General features: G+C 70.5%; 14 protein-coding genes. 7 read left to right on the top strand and 7 right to left on the bottom strand.

The window, feature by feature from the left end:
* Window positions 1-61: 61 nt before the first annotated feature.
* Window positions 62-802, top strand: a complete 741-nt coding sequence (locus tag N8I84_RS11565) for an SDR family NAD(P)-dependent oxidoreductase (RefSeq protein WP_263229442.1) — start codon at window positions 62-64, stop codon at window positions 800-802.
* A 12-nt stretch (window positions 803-814) separates the two neighbouring features.
* On the opposite strand, the gene N8I84_RS11560 is transcribed toward N8I84_RS11565, so the two are convergent.
* Window positions 815-1,924 (bottom strand): mechanosensitive ion channel family protein, encoded by a 1,110-nt coding sequence (locus N8I84_RS11560; protein WP_263229441.1) that lies wholly within the window; start codon window positions 1,922-1,924, stop codon window positions 815-817.
* Window positions 1,925-2,026: 102 nt separating this feature from the next.
* On the opposite strand from N8I84_RS11560, the gene N8I84_RS11555 reads away from it, so the two are divergent.
* Window positions 2,027-2,596, top strand: a complete 570-nt coding sequence (locus N8I84_RS11555; RefSeq protein WP_263229440.1) for a dienelactone hydrolase family protein — start codon at window positions 2,027-2,029, stop codon at window positions 2,594-2,596.
* 15 nt (window positions 2,597-2,611) lie between these two features.
* On the opposite strand, the gene N8I84_RS11550 is transcribed toward N8I84_RS11555, so the two are convergent.
* The 4 genes from N8I84_RS11550 to N8I84_RS11535 form a co-directional block, all read right to left on the bottom strand.
* Window positions 2,612-4,273 (bottom strand): alkaline phosphatase D family protein, encoded by a 1,662-nt coding sequence (locus tag N8I84_RS11550; RefSeq protein WP_263229439.1) that lies wholly within the window; start codon window positions 4,271-4,273, stop codon window positions 2,612-2,614.
* Between the two features lie 102 nt (window positions 4,274-4,375).
* A complete protein-coding gene (locus N8I84_RS11545) occupies window positions 4,376-5,188 on the bottom strand; it encodes a DsbA family protein (RefSeq protein ID WP_263229438.1) in 813 nt (270 codons plus the stop codon).
* Window positions 5,189-5,260: 72 nt separating this feature from the next.
* Window positions 5,261-5,947, bottom strand: coding sequence for a hypothetical protein (locus tag N8I84_RS11540; RefSeq protein WP_263229437.1), 687 nt, complete (start codon window positions 5,945-5,947; stop codon window positions 5,261-5,263).
* Window positions 5,948-6,015: 68 nt separating this feature from the next.
* A complete protein-coding gene (locus N8I84_RS11535) occupies window positions 6,016-7,341 on the bottom strand; it encodes a DUF2252 domain-containing protein (protein WP_263229436.1) in 1,326 nt (441 codons plus the stop codon).
* A 234-nt stretch (window positions 7,342-7,575) separates the two neighbouring features.
* On the opposite strand from N8I84_RS11535, the gene dnaE reads away from it, so the two are divergent.
* Entirely contained in the window at window positions 7,576-11,112 is a 3,537-nt protein-coding gene (gene dnaE, locus N8I84_RS11530; protein WP_263229435.1) for a DNA polymerase III subunit alpha, read from the top strand.
* 109 nt (window positions 11,113-11,221) lie between these two features.
* On the opposite strand, the gene N8I84_RS11525 is transcribed toward dnaE, so the two are convergent.
* Window positions 11,222-11,401, bottom strand: coding sequence for a hypothetical protein (locus N8I84_RS11525; protein WP_263229434.1), 180 nt, complete (start codon window positions 11,399-11,401; stop codon window positions 11,222-11,224).
* A 221-nt stretch (window positions 11,402-11,622) separates the two neighbouring features.
* Between N8I84_RS11525 and N8I84_RS11520 the strand changes: the two genes are divergently transcribed.
* The 4 genes from N8I84_RS11520 to N8I84_RS11505 all read left to right on the top strand — a co-directional run bounded on the left by N8I84_RS11520 (window position 11,623) and on the right by N8I84_RS11505 (window position 15,533).
* Window positions 11,623-12,828 (top strand): NYN domain-containing protein, encoded by a 1,206-nt coding sequence (locus N8I84_RS11520; protein ID WP_263229433.1) that lies wholly within the window; start codon window positions 11,623-11,625, stop codon window positions 12,826-12,828.
* Between the two features lie 120 nt (window positions 12,829-12,948).
* Window positions 12,949-13,920 carry an ABC transporter ATP-binding protein gene (locus N8I84_RS11515; protein ID WP_263234736.1) on the top strand — a complete coding sequence of 324 codons (972 nt, stop codon included), beginning with the start codon at window positions 12,949-12,951 and terminating at the stop codon, window positions 13,918-13,920.
* A gap of 82 nt (window positions 13,921-14,002) precedes the next feature.
* Entirely contained in the window at window positions 14,003-14,824 is an 822-nt protein-coding gene (locus N8I84_RS11510) for an ABC transporter permease (RefSeq protein WP_103839892.1), read from the top strand.
* A 34-nt stretch (window positions 14,825-14,858) separates the two neighbouring features.
* The gene (locus N8I84_RS11505; RefSeq protein WP_263229432.1) at window positions 14,859-15,533 is read left to right on the top strand and encodes an AAA family ATPase; all 675 of its coding nucleotides are present in this window, start codon (window positions 14,859-14,861) and stop codon (window positions 15,531-15,533) included.
* 186 nt (window positions 15,534-15,719) lie between these two features.
* On the opposite strand, the gene ybaK is transcribed toward N8I84_RS11505, so the two are convergent.
* Window positions 15,720-16,226: a Cys-tRNA(Pro) deacylase gene (ybaK, locus tag N8I84_RS11500; protein WP_263229431.1), complete on the bottom strand. Its 507-nt coding sequence runs from the start codon at window positions 16,224-16,226 to the stop codon at window positions 15,720-15,722.
* Between the last annotated feature and the right edge of the window lie 7 nt (window positions 16,227-16,233).

The following is a 16,233-nucleotide window of genomic DNA, read 5'->3' as shown; positions in this document are numbered from 1 at the left end:
TCCCGCGACCCGCCCGGACGAGCAATCGCCTCACCGTAAGCGGCTTTTGTACGATCGGATCATGACGCGCAACGTGGTGATCAGTGGCGGTGGCACGGGGATCGGGCTTGCGGCGGCGCGGGCCTTCGCGGCGGACGGGGACCGGGTACTGCTCCTCGGACGCCGGGCGGAGGTGCTGGAGAAGGCCGACGTGCCCGGGGCGCTGACTTATGCGGCCGACCTGAGCGACCCGCACGCCGTGCGCGGCGCCGCCCGGTTCGTGGCCGACGAGCTGGGCACCGTGGACGTCCTCGTCAACAGCGCGGGCGGCAGCGGGCTCCTGGAGCCCAAGGCCGACATCGAAGATCCGCTCGAAACCGTCGCGCACACCTGGACCGTCAACTTCCGGCTGAACGTGCTGACCGCGGCCCTGCTCACCGAGGCACTGCGCGACCGGCTCGCCTCACCCGGCGGCCGGGTGCTGTTCCTCAGCTCCATCGCCGCCTACCGCGGCTCCGGCAGCGGCGCGTACGCCGCCTCCAAGGCCGCCCTGCACCCGTACGCGTTCGATCTGGCCCGGGAGCTCGGAGCGCGCGGCATCACGGTGAACGTGGTCGCGCCCGGCTACGTCGAGGACACCGAGTTCTTCGGCGAAGCGATGGACCCGGCGCGGCGCGAGCGGCTCATCGCGGAGACGTCCATCGGCCGTGCCGCCACGCCCGGCGACGTCGCCGCGACCCTGCACTGGCTGGCGTCCTCCGGCGCCCGCCACATCACCGCGCAGGTGATCCAGGTGAACGGCGGCGCGGAACGCGGCCGCTGACGCGGGCGGGGATCACCCCCGGCTCGCCCGCTGCTGTTCGTACGCCTTGTGGAACTGTCCGTCGCGCACGGAGTGACCGTTCCAGCCGGGCGGAGGTATGGCGCCCGCAGTGTTGACCCGCGGCAGCGCGTAGGGATGCTCCTCGGCCAGCCAGCGGATGAGCTCCTCGCGCACCGTGACCCGCGCCGTCCATATGTCGTCCGCGTCCTTGGCGGTCACCAGCGCCCGCACCTGCATGGTGTTGGGCGTCGAGTCGGTGACCTGGAGGCCGTAGGCCCGGCCGTCCCACGCCGGGCAGTGGCGCAGGATGTCGCGCAACTTGTCGCGCATCGCGTCCACGGGCGCGGTGTGGTCGACGTGGAAGTAGACGATGCCGGTCATCTGGGCGCTGCCGCGCGACCAGTTCTCGAAGGGCTTGGAGGTGAAGTACGACACCGGCATGGTGATCCGCCGCTCGTCCCAGGTGCGCACGGTCAGGAACGTGAGGGTGATCTCCTCGACCGTGCCCCACTCGCCGTCCACGACCACCGTGTCGCCGAGCCGCACCATGTCGCCGAACGCGATCTGAAGCCCGGCGAAGAGGTTGGAGAGCGTGGACTGCGCGGCGACACCGGCGACGATGCCGAGGACGCCGGCCGAGGCCAGCAGCGAGGCGCCGGCCGTGCGCATCGCCGGGAACGTCAGCAGCATCGCGCTGGCCGCCACCACCCCGACGGTCGCGTACACCACCCGCATGATCAGCGTGACCTGGGTGCGCACGCGCCGGACCCGGGCCGGGTCGTGGTGGGCGCGGGCGTAGCGGCTGTACGTCGTCTCGACCACGGCCCCCGCGATGCGGATCACCAGCCAGGCCGCGGAACCGATCAGCACCAGGGTGAGCGTCCGGCCGATGCCGACCTGATGCGCCTGGAGCACCTCGGCCTGGTCGTAGGAGCCCCGCAGCAGGGCCGTGCACAGCACGAGCTGGTAGGGGATGCGGCCGCGGCGCAGCAGATCCCACAGGGGCGTCTCGGGGTGCCGGGCGTTCGCCTTGCGCAGCAGGACGTCCGTGCCCCACCCGATGAGCAGGGTGAGTCCGACCGTGCCGCCGACGACGATCACCGGGCGCAGTACGTTCTCCATCCTTGGAACGTAACCAGTGGGGCCCGCCGTGAACCTGTGGCCAAGAACACCCGCTGCCGCGCAGCGCACGGCGTTGTCCGTCGCGGCTGGCACCATGGGCTCATGAACATCATGCTCTTCCACTCGACGTACGGTCTGCGGCCGGCCGTCCGGGCCGCCGCCGACCGGCTCCGCGCCGCCGGGCACGAGGTGTGGACCCCGGACCTGTTCGACGGCCGCACCTTCGAGACGGTCGAGGAGGGCATGGCCTTCAAGGACGAGATCGGGAAGGAAGAGCTGCTCAAGCGGGCCGTCCTGGCCGCCGCGCCCTACTCGGAGCGAGGGCTTGTGTACTCCGGCTTCTCGCTCGGCGCGTCCATCGGGCAGACCCTGGCGCTCGGCGACCACAAGGCGCGCGGACTCCTGCTGCTGCACGGCACCTCGGACATCGCGCCGAGCGCCTCGGTGGACGCCCTGCCGGTCCAGCTGCACGTCGCGGAGCCGGACCCGTTCGAGACGGACGACTGGCTCAGCGCCTGGTATCTGCAGATGGGCAGAGCGGGCGCGGACGTGGAGATCTACCGGTACGCGGGCGCGGGCCACCTGTACACGGACCCGGACCTGCCTGACTACGACGAGGAGGCGGCCGAGGCCACCTGGCGGGTGGCGCTCGGCTTTCTCGACAGCCTGTAGCGGGCTCCCGGCGGCCTACACCGGGTCGTACGTCCGCTCGACCTTCTGTGTGCCGCTGCGGGTGCGGTACGACCGCACCCAGGACGAGGTGGCGCTCGCGTTCGTACGGTCGGACAGGACGTAGTAGTCCATCTGCGCGCGCTCGGCGGTGATGTCCAGCACGCCGTAGCCGTGGCGGTCGGTGTCGACCCAGTGGACGTGCCGGTTGGCCGCGCGGATGACCGGCGCGGCCACCGCCGAGACGGTGCCCTCGGGAACCTTGACGATGTCGTCGAGGTTGTCGGAGGTGACCGAGGTGACCACGAACTCGGTGGCGGCGGAGGCGGACAGCGGGTAGGTGCCCGCGTCGACCGGGACGTCGTTGGCCCAGGCCATGTGGATGTCGCCGGTCAGGAACACGGTGTTCCGGATCGCGTTGGCCCGCAGGTGGGCCAGCAGTTCACGGCGGTCGTCGGTGTAGCCGTCCCACTGGTCGGTATTGACGGCGAGGCCCTCCTGCGGCAGCCCGAGCAGCTTGGCCAGCGGTTTGAGCAGGTCCGCGGAGAGCGAGCCGATGACGAACGGCGCGATCATCACCGAGTTGCCGACCAGCCGCCAGGTGGTGTCGGACGCCTTCAAGCCCGCCTTGAGCCAGTCGAGTTGGGCACGGCCCGTGATCGTACGGTCCGGGTCGTCGACGGAACCGCTGCCCGTGGACGCCTGCTGCGAACGGAAGGAGCGCAGGTCCAGCAGGGAGAGGTCGGCCAGCTTGCCGAAGCGCAGCCGGCGGTAGGTCGTGCCCTCGACGGCCGGGCGGACCGGCATCCACTCGAAGTACGCCTGCTTCGCCGCCGCCTTGCGGGCCGTCCAGGTGCCCTCTGCGCCCTCGGTGTGGTTGACCGCGCCGCCCGACCAGGCGTTGTCGGCGAACTCGTGGTCGTCCCAGATCGCGATGACCGGTGCCTTCACGTGCAGGGCCTGAAGGTCGGGGTCCGTCTTGTACTTGGCGTGCCGTATCCGGTAGTCGGACAGCGTGATGATCTCGTTCGCCGGGGCGTGCGGGCGCACGACCGTGCCGCGGGCCGCGTACTCGCCCGTCTTGTACTCGTAGATGTAGTCGCCCAGGTGCAGCCACGCGTCCAAATCGCCCCGGGCGGCGAGGTGCCGATACGCCGCGAAGTAGCCGGCCTCCCAGTTGGCGCAGGAGACCACGCCGAAGCGCAGCCCGGACACGGCGGCGTCGGCGGCCGGCGCGGTGCGGGTGCGGGCGACGGGGGAGTCGGTGCCGCCCGCGGAGAAGCGGAACCAGTAGTCGGTGGCCGGCTCGAGCCCCCGGACGTCGGCCTTCACGGTGTGGTCCGAGGCGGCACTCGCGGTGACGGAGCCCTTTGCGACGATCGCTGTGAACGCCTTGTCCTTGGCGAGCACCCAGGTCACCTCGGTGTCGGGCCCGAGCCCGGAGCCGGGCGTCGCATCCGCGGTGGGCGTCACCCTGGTCCACAGCAGGACGCCGTCGGGCAGCGGGTCACCGGAGGCCACGCCGTGCAGGAAGGCCGGGGTGTCGGCGGCGGCCCGGGCGGGAAGGGCGGCGGCGAGCGGGACGCCCAGAACGGCCGTCGCCGCCGCGGCCTTGACGACCGTACGGCGGCGCGGGGAAAGGGAGTTGACTCTCTCGGATGATCTGTGTCGACTGGTCACGGCCGAGCAGACTACTGACCGGTACGCGCAAAGAGCGGGCGAACACGCAAAGTTCGCCCGCTCTTTCTGCGCCTGACCGCTCAGGCCCGCCCGGCGGACCGGTCAGGACTTGAGCGCGTTGTCGATCGCCGCGTTGAACTCGGCCACCGTCATGGGCGCGTTCTTGCCGTCGGACCCGGTGAGCGTCTTGCCGTCCATCTTCAGGGTCGGCGTGCCCTGCACCCCGCTCTTGTTGAAGACGTCGGACATGTCCAGCGCCCACTTGTCGTAGGTGCCGTCCTTCACGGCCTTCTGGAACGCCGCGTTGTCCTTCAGGGCGGGGACGGTGTTCGCGACCTTGATCAGGTAGCTGTCGTCCTTGAACTTGTCCTCGGTCTCCTCCGGGTGCCACTTCGCCGAGTACAGCGCGGTCTTGTACTCGAGGAACGCCTCGGGGCCGACGTTCAGCGCGGCTCCCATGGCGCTCAGGGCGTTCTTGGAGCCCTCGCCCTGGGTGTTGGTGTCGATGAACGAGGCACCGACGTACTGGATCTTGAACTTGCCCGCGTCGACGTCCTGCTTGACGGTCGAGCCGACCGTCTGCTCGAACTGGGCGCAGATCGGGCAGCGCGGGTCCTCGTACATGACCAGGGTCTTCTTGGCGCTGCTCTTGCCGATCACGACGGTGGTGCCGTTCGTGCCGGAGGTGTTGGCCGGCGCGACGAGCTTCTCGCTCTTCGCGGCCTCCCAGTGACTGGGCTTGTTGTTCTGCACGACGGCGTAGCCGACGCCGCCGGCGACGGCGAGCACGGCGACGACCGAACCGGCGACGATCAGCTGCCGCTTGACCTTGTCGCGCTTGGCCTGCCGCTCGCGCTCGACGCGCAGCCGCTCACGGGCCGCCGTCTTCGCCGCCTGGCTGTTCCGCTTGCTCATGGGTGATCTCCTCGGGGACGCGCATCGTCGTGCGCGGAGTAAGGGTGGGGACTGGAGTGCTCGGGGTGTCGCTCAGATCAGGGCGACCGAGCACGGCGGTCCGCGCCGTCCCAGGGAGTGCACGAAGAGGCGGGTGCGCAGGGCGGCGATCCGGGGCGCCGGGCGCGGGGCGCGGCGGGCCGGAGCGAGCCGTACCGTCACCGCGGCGACCGCGAGCAGCAGCGGCCGGAACGTGGTCGCGGCCACCGCGCCGAGCAGCTGGGCCAGCGCCCGCTCGCCGCGGCGCAGCCAGGCGGCGGCCAGCAGCCCCACGCTCACGTGGGCGGCGAGCAGCAGCCAGGCGGTCTCCGGGTCGGCGTGCGCCAGGAGCGCCGCGATCCGGTCGCTGCCGGCGCCGGTGACCCGCGTGAGCGGGGTGCCCACGCTGCCACCGCTGCACAGCAGGTCCAGGCCCACCGAGCGCAGCGGGCCGGTGACCGGGCCGCCCGCCCTGCCATAGCAGGCGTGCTGGCCGGTGGTGAACACCGTGTCCGCGGTCAGCTCCAGGGGCACCAGCAGGGCGGCGATCTTCCCGAAGCCGCGCTCACGGCCCGCCAGCGCGTACGCGACGACGAAGACGGCGGCGGCTATCGCGGCCACCGTCCCCATCGGCAGGGGGACCTCGGACAGCAGCACGTGCGACGCGGTGCTGAGTGTCACGACCAGTGCCGTGAACAGCGCCGCGCGTACGGCTCTGAGGTGGGTCCCGGATATGTCCATAGCAGAGGAGAGTGTGTCACGTGCTCCAGTAAGGGAACACTAAAGGATTCCCGTACCGGGCCCTTCCGTCACAGACCTGGAATCCGGCCGTTGCGGAACAGGTCCACGAAGATCTGGTGGTCCGCACGCGCGCGTGCCCCGTAGGTGTGGGCGAAGTCCACCAGCAGTTCCCCGAAGCCGTCCTCGTCGGCGGCGATCGCCGCGTCGATGGCCCGCTCGGTGGAGAAGGGCACCAGGGACTCGCCGGACTGGTCGTCCGCCGCCGCGTGCATGGCGGCCGTGGCGCGGCCCAGGTCGGCGACGACCGAGGCGATCTCCTCCGGGTCGTCGATGTCGCCCCAGTCCAGGTCCACCGCGTACGGCGACACCTCGGCGACCAGCTGGCCCGCGCCGTCCAGCTCGGTCCAGCCCAGCCACGGGTCGGCGTGCGCCTGCAGGGCGCGCTGGGAGATCACCGTGCGGTGGCCCTCGTGCTGGAAGTACTCGCGGATCACGGGGTCCGTGATGTGCCGGGAGACGGCCGGGGTCTGGGCCTGCTTGATGTAGATCACGACGTCGTTCTCCAGGGCGTCGCTGTGGCCCTCGAGGAGGATGTTGTACGACGGCAGGCCGGCCGAGCCGATACCGATGCCGCGGCGGCCGACGACGTCCTTCACGCGGTAGGAGTCCGGGCGGGCCAGGGACGTCTCCGGCAGCGTCTCCAGGTAGCCGTCGAAGGCCGCGAGCACCTTGTAGCGGGTGGCGGCGTCCAGCTCGATCGAGCCGCCGCCCGGCGCGAAGCGGCGCTCGAAGTCGCGGATCTCGGTCATCGAGTCCAGCAGCCCGAAGCGGGTGAGCGAGCGGGCGTCGCGCAGCGCGTCCAGCAGCGGGCCCTGGGCGGTGTCCAGGGTGAAGGGCGGCACCTCGTCGCTCTTGGCGCCGGTGGCCAGGGCGTGGACGCGCTGACGGTAGGCCGCGGCGTAGATGCCGACCAGCTCGGTGATCTGGTCGTCGCTGAGCGCCTTCGCGTACCCGATCAGCGCCACGGAGGCGGCGAAGCGCTTCAGGTCCCAGGTGAAGGGACCGACGTACGCCTCGTCGAAGTCGTTCACATTGAAGATCAGGCGGCCCGTGGAGTCCATGTAGGTGCCGAAGTTCTCGGCGTGCAGGTCGCCGTGGATCCACACCCGCGAGGTGCGGTCGTCCAGGTACGGGCCGCCGCGCCTGTCCGCGTCCAGATCGTGGTAGAAGAGGCACGCCGTGCCCCGGTAGAACGCGAACGCGGAGGCCGCCATCTTGCGGAACTTCACGCGGAACGCGGCCGGGTCGGCGGCGAGCAGCTCGCCGAAGGCGGTGTCGAAGACGGCGAGGATCTCCTCACCGCGTTGCTCGGCGCTGAGCTGCGGAACCGACATCGCTGGGTGCCTCCTGGTACGGGTGGTGCGTGACGTTTGGGGTTGATCTTCCGCGGGTGTTCCCTCACGCCAACGTCCGGCGGTGTGGTGGAGTGCCCACGTTTTCTCCGCATGAAGGTACGCGCCGGACGCCTCCGGGTGTCAGTGCCGAGGCATAGACTTCGACGCTGTCCCCCAGACTGTCCGCGACCGGGGGACACCGTCGACGTAATGTTTGCCCTGGAGGCTCGAACCGTGTCAAAGCCGCCGTTCACGCACCTGCACGTCCACACCCAGTACTCGCTGCTGGACGGTGCCGCGCGGCTGAAGGACATGTTCAACGCGTGCAACGAGATGGGCATGACCCACATCGCCATGTCCGACCACGGCAACCTCCACGGGGCGTACGACTTCTTCCACTCCGCGAAGAAGGCCGGAATCACCCCCATCATCGGCATCGAGGCGTACGTCGCCCCCGAGTCCCGGCGCAACAAGCGCAAGATCCTCTGGGGCCAGCCGCACCAGAAGAGGGACGACGTCTCGGGTTCCGGTGGTTACACCCACAAGACCATGTGGGCGGTGAACAGGACCGGCCTGCACAACCTCTTCCGCCTGTCCTCCGACGCGTACGCCGAGGGCTGGCTGCAGAAGTGGCCCCGCATGGACAAGGAGACCATCGCCCAGTGGTCCGAGGGGATCGTGGCCTCCACCGGATGCCCCTCCGGCGAGGTGCAGACCCGGCTGCGCCTCGGCCACTTCGACGAGGCCCTGAAGGCGGCCGCCGAGTACCAGGACATCTTCGGCAAGGACAAGTACTTCCTGGAGCTGATGGACCACGGCATCGAGATCGAGCGCCGGGTCCGCGACGGCCTGCTCGAGATCGGCAGGAAGCTCGGCATCCCGCCGCTGGTCACCAACGACTCGCACTACACGTACGCGCACGAGGCGTCCGCACACGACGCCCTGCTGTGCATCCAGACCGGCAAGAACCTCTCCGACCCGGACCGCTTCAAGTTCGACGGCACGGGCTACTACCTGAAGTCCACGGAGGAGATGTACGCCATCGACTCCTCGGACGCCTGGCAGGAGGGCTGTGAGAACACCCGGCTGATCGCGGAGATGGTCGACACCGAGGGCATGTTCGTCAAGCGCGACCTCATGCCCAAGTTCGACATCCCCGAGGGCTACACCGAGGTCACCTGGTTCCAGGAGGAGGTCCGCCGCGGCATGGAGCGCCGCTTCCCGGGCGGCATCCCCGAGGACCGCATGAAGCAGGCCGAGTACGAGATGGACGTCATCATCCAGATGGGGTTCCCGGGCTACTTCCTCGTGGTCGCCGACTTCATCATGTGGGCCAAGAAGAACGGCATCGCGGTGGGCCCCGGCCGCGGCTCGGCCGCAGGCTCGATCGTCGCCTACGCCCTCGGCATCACCGACCTCGACCCGATCCCGCACGGCCTGATCTTCGAGCGGTTCCTCAACCCCGAGCGCATCTCGATGCCCGATGTCGACATCGACTTCGACGAGCGCCGGCGCGTCGAGGTGATCCGGTACGTGACGGAGAAGTACGGCGCCGACAAGGTCGCCATGATCGGCACCTACGGCACCATCAAGGCCAAGAACGCGATCAAGGACTCCGCGCGCGTGCTGGGCTACCCGTACGCGATGGGCGACCGCATCACCAAGGCCATGCCCGCCGACGTCCTCGGCAAGGGCATCCCGCTGTCCGGTATCACCGACCCGAGCCACCCCCGCTACTCGGAGGCGGGCGAGGTGCGCGGGATGTACGAGAACGAGCCGGACGTGAAGAAGGTCATCGACACCGCCAGGGGCGTCGAGGGCCTGGTGCGGCAGATGGGTGTGCACGCGGCCGGCGTGATCATGTCCAGCGAGACCATCACCGAGCACGTGCCCGTCTGGGTCAGGCACACCGACGGCGTGACCATCACCCAGTGGGACTACCCGAGCTGTGAGTCGCTCGGCCTGCTGAAGATGGACTTCCTGGGCCTGCGCAACCTCACGATCATGGACGACGCCGTCAAGATGGTGAAGGCGAACAAAGGGATCGACATCGATCTCCTGAGCCTCCCGCTCGACGACCCCACGACCTTCGAGCTGCTCCAGCGCGGCGACACCCTCGGCGTCTTCCAGTTCGACGGCGGGCCCATGCGCTCGCTGCTGCGGCTGATGAAGCCCGACAACTTCGAAGACATCTCCGCCGTGTCGGCCCTGTACCGGCCGGGCCCGATGGGCATGAACTCCCACACGAACTACGCGCTGCGCAAGAACGGGCAGCAGGAGATCACGCCGATCCACCCGGAGCTGGAGGCGCCGCTCAAGGAGGTCCTGGACGTCACCTACGGCCTGATCGTCTACCAGGAGCAGGTGCAGAAGGCCGCCCAGATCATCGCCGGCTACTCGCTCGGCGAGGCCGACATCCTCCGCCGCGTGATGGGCAAGAAGAAGCCGGAGGAGCTGGAGAAGAACTTCGTCATCTTCCAGTCGGGCGCCCGCAAGAACGGCTACAGCGACGAGGCGATCCAGGCGCTGTGGGACGTGCTGGTCCCGTTCGCCGGCTACGCCTTCAACAAGGCCCACTCGGCCGCGTACGGCCTGGTCTCGTACTGGACCGCGTACCTGAAGGCGAACCACCCCGCCGAGTACATGGCCGCGCTCCTCACCTCGGTGAAGGACGACAAGGACAAGTCGGCCGTCTATCTGAACGAGTGCCGTCGCATGGGCATCCGGGTGCTGCCGCCGAACGTCAACGAGTCCGAGTCGAACTTCGCCGCGCAGGGCGACGACGTGATCCTCTTCGGCCTCTCCGCCGTGCGCAACGTCGGTTCGAACGTCGTCGAGTCGATCATCCGCTGCCGCAAGGCCAAGGGGAAGTACGCGTCCTTCCCGGACTACCTGGACAAGGTCGAGGCGGTCGTCTGCAACAAGCGGACGACGGAATCGCTCATCAAGGCCGGCGCCTTCGACTCCCTCGGCCACACCCGCAAGGGCCTGATGGCGCAGTACGAACCGATGATCGACAACGTGGTCGCGGTCAAGCGCAAGGAGGCCGAGGGGCAGTTCGACCTGTTCGGCGGCATGGAGGAGGAGAGCAGCGAGCCCGGCTTCGGTCTCGACGTCACCTTCACCGACGAGGAGTGGGACAAGACCTATCTGCTCGCCCAGGAGCGGGAGATGCTCGGTCTGTACGTCTCCGACCACCCGCTCTTCGGCCTCGAGCACGTGCTGTCCGACAAGGCCGACGCGGGCATCGCCCAGCTCACCGGCGGCGAGCACGCGGACGGCGCGGTCGTCACCATCGGCGGCATCATCTCCGGCCTGCAACGCAAGATGACCAAGCAGGGCAACGCGTGGGCGATCGCCACGGTCGAGGACCTCGCCGGCTCCATCGAGTGCATGTTCTTCCCGGCGACCTACCAGTTGGTGTCCACCCAACTCGTCGAGGACGCCGTGGTGTTCGTCAAGGGCCGCCTCGACAAGCGGGAGGACGTGCCCCGGCTGGTCGCGATGGAACTGATGGTTCCGGACCTGTCCAACGCGGGCACCAACGCCCCCGTGGTGCTCACCATCCCGGCCGTGAAGGTCACCCCGCCGATGGTCAGCCGCCTCGGCGAGATCCTCAGCCAGCACAAGGGCGACAGTGAGGTGCGGATCAAGCTCCAGGGGCCGCGCAAGACGACGGTCCTGCGCCTGGACCGCCACCGCGTCAAGCCGGACCCCGCCCTCTACGGCGACCTGAAGGTCCTTCTCGGCCCTTCCTGCCTGGCGGGCTGATCACCCGGAGTTGCTCAGCAGATAAGGGGCGCACCCGAGAACGGGTGTGCCCCTTTTTTTCTGCGTCGGCCCTCGCGCGCGGGCCTCGGCATCAGCCTTCGTGCAGGCGTCAGTTGTGGCCGAAGCTCTTCTGCTTCTTACGGGTAACATCCGCCGGGCTGCCCGGGGTCTGCGCCATCGGAGACGTGTGCGTCTCCGTCGCGGGCCGCTGGGTGTGCTCCTGCGCCTGCTCGGCCTTCGGGGAGCGGTTCTGCGGGCCTGCCTGCTTGCGGTTCTTGTTCTTGGCCATGGTGATGCCTCCTGTGGGGACTAGGGGCCAGGGCCGGGACCAGATTCACATAGCCTGACATCAACCGCATGTCGGACAATTACCCTGCGTGACACAGTCCTTCGCGTCCCGGTCCCCCCGATACGCCACGCCGAAGATCGAGTTCCGGCCGTTAACCTCTCCGCCGTCGGGCAGACTCGAAGCAAGCCCGAAGCAAACCTCCCGGAAAGAGGGTGGATCGCGTGGACCGCTGCATCGTCCTGGTGGACGCCGGGTATCTGCTCGGGGCTGCCGCCAGCCTCCTCGCCGGGGAACCCTCGAGGTCCCGGATCACCGTCGACCACGCCGCCCTCATCCAGGGACTGCGGGAGCGCGCAGAGGCAGACACCGGGCGGCCACTGCTGCGCATCTACTGGTTCGACGGCGCTCCCGACCGCGTACCGCAGCCGGAGCACCGCCGGCTGCGCGTGATGCCCCGGGTGACCGTGCGCCTCGGCGCGCTGACCCGCAGCGACGGGCGGTGGGCGCAGAAGGGCGTCGACGCGGCGATGCACGCCGAGCTGACCGAGCTGGCCCGCAACCGCGCGTGCTCGGACGTCGTGCTCGTCACCGGTGACGGGGACCTGCTGCCGGGCATGATGGCCGCCAAGGAGCACGGCGTCGCCGTGCACCTGTGGGCCGTGCAGGCCGCGGACGGCGACTACAACCAGTCCGAGGACCTGGTCGCCGAGGCCGACGAGCGACGCGTGCTCGACCGGGCGTGGATCACCCAGGCCGTGCGGCCCAAGGAACTGGGCGGGGTGTGCGCGCCGCCGCCCGCGCCCCGGCCGGAGATCGCCGCGATCCTGTCGGCGCCGCTGCCCGAGTCGGCGCTCACGGCCGCCACGGAGAGGCCCGCCGCCGAGCCGGAACACGTCCAGACGGCCGCGTCGCAGAACGGCGCCCAGGAGCGGGTGCCGGTCGCCAAGGGCGTACCGACCCCGAAGGACCTCGCGGCGCTGCGGGCGCCGCAGACCGCGCAGCAGCCCGCCGGGGCGACGCTTCGCTGGTCGTCCGACAAGGGCTGGGTGGACCGCCCCGTCGCGGCCGAGTCGCCCGAGGTCGCCTCGCTGCCGACGCTGGCGCAGCTGACGACCGCGGAGCAGCGGTGGGCCGACCGGGAGGAGGACATCACCACGGTCGGCGGCGACCCCTACGAGGTGGGGCAGGTCTTCGCCCGGCGGTGGATCTCCCGCCTCGCCGACCCCTCCCACCTGCAGAAGCTGTCGAGCATGTACCCGCGGGTGCCGCACCGCATCGACGGTGAGCTGCTGCGGTACGCGGCCCGCTTCGGCCTCCTCGCCCACAAGGACGACCAGATCGACGAGCACGACCGGTACGCGATCCGGGCGGGTTTCTGGCGGGAGATCGACCAGCGCACGGCGGCTTCGGCGCCCGCCGGCGAATGACACACCGCTTCGGACCGCGGTCTCGGCGGGCCCCGGGAACCGCTCGGCGGGCGATACCCCTTACCCTCGTCCTTTGTGAGCAAGCGCAGCGCAACGGCACCACGGCACAGTGACGACGTCGTGTGCGCCGTGCGCGGGCTGACCAAAACCTATCCGGCGGTACGGGGGCGACGCGGCACGCCCGGGGCCCCCGAGGTGCGGGCCACCGACGACGTACGGCTGGACATCCGGCGCGGCGAGATCTTCGGACTGCTCGGACCGAACGGCGCCGGTAAGTCCACCCTCCTACGCCAGTTGACCGGACTGATGCGGCCCGACAGCGGCAGCGTGGAGATCCTCGGGCACGACATCGTGCGCCACCCCGAGCGGGCCGCCCGTATCCTCGCCTACCTCGGCCAGGAGTCCACCGCCCTCGACGAGCTGACCGTCTCGCTCGCCGCCGAGACCACCGGACGGCTGCGCGGGCTCGACCTGCGGCACGCCCGCGAGGAGCGGGACGCCGTCCTCGACGAACTCGGGCTCGCACCGATCGCCTCCAGGCCGCTGAAGAAGCTCTCCGGCGGCCAGCGCCGACTCGCCTGCTTCGCCGCCGCACTGATGGGGGAGCGACCGCTGCTGGTGCTCGACGAGCCGACCACCGGCATGGACCCGGTCGCCCGCCGCGCGGTGTGGGCCGCCGTGGACCGGCGGCGGGCCGAGCTCGGGACGACCGTCCTGCTGGTCACCCACAACGTCATCGAGGCGGAGACCGTCCTCGACCGGGTCGCGGTCCTCGACCGGGGCAGGATCATCGCCTGCGACACCCCCGCCGGGCTCAAGGAGCGCGTCGCCGGGGAGGTCCGCGTCGAACTCGTGTGGCGCGAGCGGGCGCCCCTGGAGGTGCCCGAGGTCGCCGCGCTGCGCACCCGCGCCGTGGAGTCCGGGCGCCGCTGGTCGCTGCGGATGGCCCCCGAGGAGGCGCGCGCGGCCGTCGCCACCGTCACCGGGGGCGCCGCCTTCGCCGCCCTCGACGACTTCACACTGGCCACGCCCAGCCTGGAGGACGTCTATCTGACGCTCGGCGGCAGCGGTCAGGGGCTGGTGAAGGCATGAGCGCGGGGGCCGTCGTGTCCGTATGGGGCTCCGGAAGGAGCTCTACGGGGACCTTGGGGAAAACGAAGAGGAGCAGCGCGAGGTGAGTGTCGTACCCGCCGGGGTTCTGCCCGGCGCCCGGGCGACGGACGACGGTGCCGTGGACGGCGCCGCCCTCGGGCCGCGGGCGCGGCTGTGGCCGTCCATGGCCGCCGTGTACCGGGCCCAGCTGTCCAGGGCGCGGGTCGCGCGGATCCCGCTGCTGTTCGTGGCGACCTTCCAGTCGATCGGCATCATGATCATGATGCGCGGGGTGGTGAGCGGCGGCGGGAGCGACGCGTGGTCCGTGGTCGCCGGATCGTCCGTGCTCGTGGTCGCGTACGTCGGTCTGAACCTGCTCGCCCAGTACTTCGGCCAGCTGCGCGGCAGCGGCGGGCTCGACCACTACGCCACGCTGCCGGTGCCGGCCGCGGCGGTGGTTCTCGGCGCCGCGGCGGCGTATGCCTCCTTCACCGTGCCCGGGACCCTGGTGACCGCAGTCTTCGGGTGCGTGCTGTTCGGGCTGCCGCTCGCCCACCTGTGGGTTCTCGCGGCGGTGATCCCGCTGGCCGGCGCCGCGCTGTCCGGGCTCGGCGCCGCACTGGGACTGCTTGCGCCGCGGCCCGAACTGGCCACGCTGCTCGGGCAGTTGGGCATGTCGGCGGCGCTGTTGCTGGGCGTGCTGCCGGCGCACCGGATGCCGGAGGCCATTCAGGTCGCGCGTGACCTGCTGCCGTCCACGTACGGGGTGGAGGCGTTTGCGCGGACCTTCGGCGGGCATCCGGACTGGGCGTTCGTCCTCGGCGACCTGGGCGTGTGCGCCGCCGTCGGGGTGGCCTCGCTGGCCCTGGCGACCTGGGCGTACCGCCGGGCGGCCGTCCGGTGACGCGGCTGACAGACACGCCTGGCAGGATGTGAAGGTGACCGCTCCGTTGACTCCGCCTCCGCCGCCGCACGAACAGTCCCCGCACTCTTCGCACGAGGCGTGGCACGCCGTGTCCGAGCCTGTGGGGATCGGGCCGGCACCGCACGGTGCCACGGCCGTCTACGGGACGGACGGACCCGGTATGAAGACCGAGGTGCGCGAGGCGGCCCTGATCACGGTGGGCGTCGCGCTCGCCGGGGCGCTGCTCGGGGTGCTGTGGTGGTGGTTGGCGCCGCATGTGCCGCTGGTGGGGGACCGGGTCGACAACAACTGGGTCGTCTATCTGAAGGACACCGAGGGCGAGCAGGCGATCGGGGTGGACGGGACGTTCACGCTGCTCGCGGCCGGCTTCGGTGTGCTCAGCGCGCTGGTCGTCTTCCTGGTGCGCAAGCGGGGCGGGGTGCCGCTGGTGGTGGCGCTCTGTGTGGGCGGACTGCTCGGATCGCTGCTCGCCTGGCGGTTGGGGGTCTGGCTGGGGCCCCAGCACAACGTCATCGCGCACGCCAGGGCCGTGGGCAAGGGAGTGACGTTCTCCGCGCCACTGAAGCTGGGGGCCAAGGGCGCGCTGCTGGCGTGGTCGGTGGCTGCGCTGGTGGTGCACCTGGGGCTGACGGCTCTGTTCGCTCCACGGGATCCCGATCCGTACGGGGCGGCTGCGCCGCAGGCGTAGCCCGGCGCTCAAAGCGCTCCTGCGCCGGACGGGCTCAAGAGGCTCGTCCGGCGCTGTTGTGACGGGTGGTGGTCACGCCGGCCGGTGGCCGTGGTTGGCGTGGCCCTTCTTCATGCGCCATTTGCGCTTGCGCGTCCTCTTCGACATGTTTCCGTACTAGCCGAGGACGGGCCGTCCGTCGAGTGGTCAGGCACGGGCGATCGGTGCCAGCGTCGCCTCCGTGAGCTTGGCCAGGTCCTCGGGGGACAGCTCCACCTCCAGGCCCCGGCGGCCGGCGGACACGCAGATCGTGGTGTGCGAGGAGGCCGACTCGTCCAGCACCGTGCGGAGCTTCCTGCGCTGGCCGAGAGGCGAGATGCCGCCGCGCACGTAGCCCGTCGTACGCTCCGCGAGCACCGGGTCCGCCATCGCCGCCCGCTTGCCGCCCACCGCCGTGGCCAGCGCCTTCAGGTCCAGCGAACCCGCCACCGGGACCACCCCGACCACGAGCGTCCCGTCCACGTCGGCCACCAGCGTCTTGAACACCCGGTCGGGGGAGACCCCCATCGCCTCGGCCGCCTCCTCGCCGTAGGACGGGTGGGACGGGTCGTGGTCGTAGGCGTGGACCGTGAACTCCACTCCGGCCGCCGTCAGGGCCACCGTCGCCGGTGTCCCTCCGGGCTGCTGCTGCTGCTTCTTCGACTTCTTCGCCATCCGGCCG

The organism is Streptomyces cynarae (genome assembly GCF_025642135.1).
In the GTDB taxonomy this organism is placed as follows: Bacteria; Actinomycetota; Actinomycetes; order Streptomycetales; family Streptomycetaceae; genus Streptomyces; species Streptomyces cynarae.
The sequence above is the reverse complement of the archived record's forward strand: the minus strand, read 5'-3'. Positions and strand labels throughout refer to the sequence as shown.

What these genes read in the sequence shown, in the direction of transcription:
- N8I84_RS11565 (WP_263229442.1), top strand. Translation starts at nt 62, where the DNA reads ATGACGCGCAACGTGGTGATCAGTGGCGGTGGCACGGGGATCGGGCTT.
- N8I84_RS11560 (WP_263229441.1), bottom strand. Translation starts at nt 1,924, where the DNA reads ATGGAGAACGTACTGCGCCCGGTGATCGTCGTCGGCGGCACGGTCGGA.
- N8I84_RS11555 (WP_263229440.1), top strand. Translation starts at nt 2,027, where the DNA reads ATGAACATCATGCTCTTCCACTCGACGTACGGTCTGCGGCCGGCCGTC.
- N8I84_RS11545 (WP_263229438.1), bottom strand. Translation starts at nt 5,188, where the DNA reads ATGAGCAAGCGGAACAGCCAGGCGGCGAAGACGGCGGCCCGTGAGCGG.
- N8I84_RS11540 (WP_263229437.1), bottom strand. Translation starts at nt 5,947, where the DNA reads ATGGACATATCCGGGACCCACCTCAGAGCCGTACGCGCGGCGCTGTTC.
- N8I84_RS11535 (WP_263229436.1), bottom strand. Translation starts at nt 7,341, where the DNA reads ATGTCGGTTCCGCAGCTCAGCGCCGAGCAACGCGGTGAGGAGATCCTC.
- N8I84_RS11525 (WP_263229434.1), bottom strand. Translation starts at nt 11,401, where the DNA reads ATGGCCAAGAACAAGAACCGCAAGCAGGCAGGCCCGCAGAACCGCTCC.
- ybaK (WP_263229431.1), bottom strand. Translation starts at nt 16,226, where the DNA reads ATGGCGAAGAAGTCGAAGAAGCAGCAGCAGCAGCCCGGAGGGACACCG.